The sequence below is a fragment of the Thioalkalivibrio sp. ALE10 genome (assembly GCF_000381385.1).
GTDB lineage: Bacteria > Pseudomonadota > Gammaproteobacteria > Ectothiorhodospirales > Ectothiorhodospiraceae > Thioalkalivibrio.
In genome coordinates this window covers 1-2,344 of sequence record NZ_KB906469.1, presented here as the reverse complement: position 1 = coordinate 2,344, position 2,344 = coordinate 1, and the positions used below count along the sequence as shown (strand labels likewise).

At 43.3% G+C, this 2,344-nt stretch carries 2 protein-coding genes; both read left to right on the top strand.

The genetic code is table 11. The features are described from left to right. Nucleotides 1-208 precede the first annotated feature (208 nt). Nucleotides 209-1,156, top strand: a complete 948-nt coding sequence (locus F788_RS14020; RefSeq protein WP_155984448.1) for a hypothetical protein — start codon at nucleotides 209-211, stop codon at nucleotides 1,154-1,156. Nucleotides 1,157-1,339: 183 nt separating this feature from the next. Further along, nucleotides 1,340-2,290, top strand: a complete 951-nt coding sequence (locus tag F788_RS14015) for a hypothetical protein (RefSeq protein WP_155984449.1) — start codon at nucleotides 1,340-1,342, stop codon at nucleotides 2,288-2,290. The last annotated feature ends 54 nt before the right edge of the window (nucleotides 2,291-2,344 follow it).

Below are 2,344 nucleotides of genomic sequence, written 5' to 3'. Positions count from 1 at the left end.
GGGGCACCGAACGCCGGTTGAGACACTCAAGGCCTGGCAACAGGAACGCCCCGATTTATTTCGTAAACGTGTATACAACCAGCCGGGACCCGACACCTAAAGCTCTTTTTCGAGCCGACAAGTAGAAACGAGGTAAACGAACTTCCCTATCCTTAAGGACTGAAAAATAGCGAGGTATATTTCATTACGAATTGTGGACGGAGAACTTATGAAAAATAATTATACCGACTTGGTTTTTGGACAAGCTAGCCGGGAGTACCTCGCATCGCTTTTCGACCGTTTGTTTTGTTCGTTTCTTCGGTCACTCATCCAACATAACATCGGTGAAAACGTAGATGAGCTTGTATTTATGCTATCGGAGCTCGATAGAACCCCGGAAGGCGATCTTGGCGTGAGCCTCAATCGCTTTATAATCGCGCGATTCCTCGCGCCTGAAGACAAGCCTCTGCAGCTTCGACCACGGCAATACCTAAGAGAACTCAGGGCCGTTGATTCAAAATCCGCTGCTAACTGGGGCGAAATGTGCTCCCTGTCCTCAATGATCTTGGAGTATCGGAATAGTCATCAACATCAGCCCAACAATAATCCGACGCGCACGCGGGATCTCCTATTGGTCGGAGCAATAGCCCGCGTCCATGAGCTAGCGGAACGGTTGCTGGACTCTGATGGCGATGCTCCTCATGATGTCCCGCTCCAGTACAGTGAACTGCTGAAGACAATTTCAGCGGAAGGCCAGATTCGACCGAAAGATGAATATGAAGGTGGCGGTGTGAGCGACAAACTCGACGTCCCACACAAAGGCGCCGGAGAGTCGGAGGATTCATCCTCAGATGTTCTGAGCATACTCGCGCAGCTTCATACGTCAGGTTGCGCGCGTCTACTTGATGCTGTATTTGGTAGATCGAATACCGAGCCACGTTATCTATGGGATTCGTCGAGTGAATTCAAAGCTAAGATCAAAACTGATGTTGCAGAGGTGCTATCTTCGGTTGAGCTCGAATCTCGACGAGCCCTCATCCGATTTTTCTTCGATGAGGACGATTATGACGGGATAATTGAAGACGACATGATTCTGCAAGCTCTCAGAAAGCTACGACATCCAAGTAGATCAGAAAAGCTAAGGCCGCTTGTTTTTATACCCGGGTATGACGATTAATTCCCGTTAAATCAAAATCGATGTATTTAGGTCGATTAAAGGGAGTTGCATACGCTCTCGCAGAAGGTGTTAATGCATAACAAGACGCTCAAGTCCGTTCCGCGCTTCGCGCTCCACCGGACGCGGCTAACGCCGCGCCACTTAGCTTAGACGTTATGTGCCTCAACAATACATCGTGGTAGCATGAAATCTATAGAAGAAATTAAAGATCAGTTTCCAACCCTTTCAGAAGTTCTCGGTGAGACTTATATTGAAAAACTGAAATCTGAACAAGGAGCTTTAGCACGACGAGCAACGATAAATCCTTTTTTTAAAATATTATTCATTAATGACAAGGATGATATCGAAGGCTTATTTTCACAAGCAATTGAGAAAAAAGCTATTAGCCTTGAAAGACTAAAAAGATTTAGAGATGAACGAAACAACGTCAATATCCAGAACTTCTTAAACGAGTTTATGGTTTTAAAGCCAATGATGGATAGCGGTAATTTTTTGGATGAGTCAAATAACAATACAACACCAGACTTTCTTGGTGTAATAAATAATGAAGAAATTGTCTTTGAGTGTGTATCAGTAAACGAGTCACAAGATTCTCAAAAACAAAGAAATTTAGACACCTTGGAGACTCAGAGACAATTTCAAAAATGGAAAAAGAAAAACCCGAACGGAGGAGTATTTAGCACTTTTCATGAAAATACTCCTTTCGATACTACAGACCTTGATAAGATTATCGAAAAGATAAAAAGCAAGAAATCTTCAAGGCAAGTAAAAGGCTACAAGTATAAAGTAATGATAATGTCTTTTCATACCATGTCATTCTTAATGCAACCCAAAGAATGCCTTCCTAATACCAGCAATAGATATGACGGTATTCATAGTGGCATTCTATATCACTCCTTTTATGGTAAGCATGATGATCTGTTGTTCGAGAGCAACTTGTTTGATGGAGGGCGACACAAAATCAGACGAGTTAAAAGTGATGGGCGCTTTATAAGGGATAGTGATTACAATTTATGTATTTTACATTTTGCTACCAACGAGAATGAAGAGCATAAAAAATATGTTTTCTTTGAAAATTTAAAGAAACCTTTACCTGTCGGGTCCCGGCTGGTTGTATACACGTTTACGAAATAAATCGGGGCGTTCCTGTTGCCAGGCCTTGAGTGTCTCAACCGGCGTTCGGTGCCC

Bases quoted from the DNA above. Each gene is read 5' to 3' on its own strand.
- F788_RS14015 (WP_155984449.1), top strand. From the start codon at position 1,340: ATGAAATCTATAGAAGAAATTAAAGATCAGTTTCCAACCCTTTCAGAA.
- F788_RS14020 (WP_155984448.1), top strand. From the start codon at position 209: ATGAAAAATAATTATACCGACTTGGTTTTTGGACAAGCTAGCCGGGAG.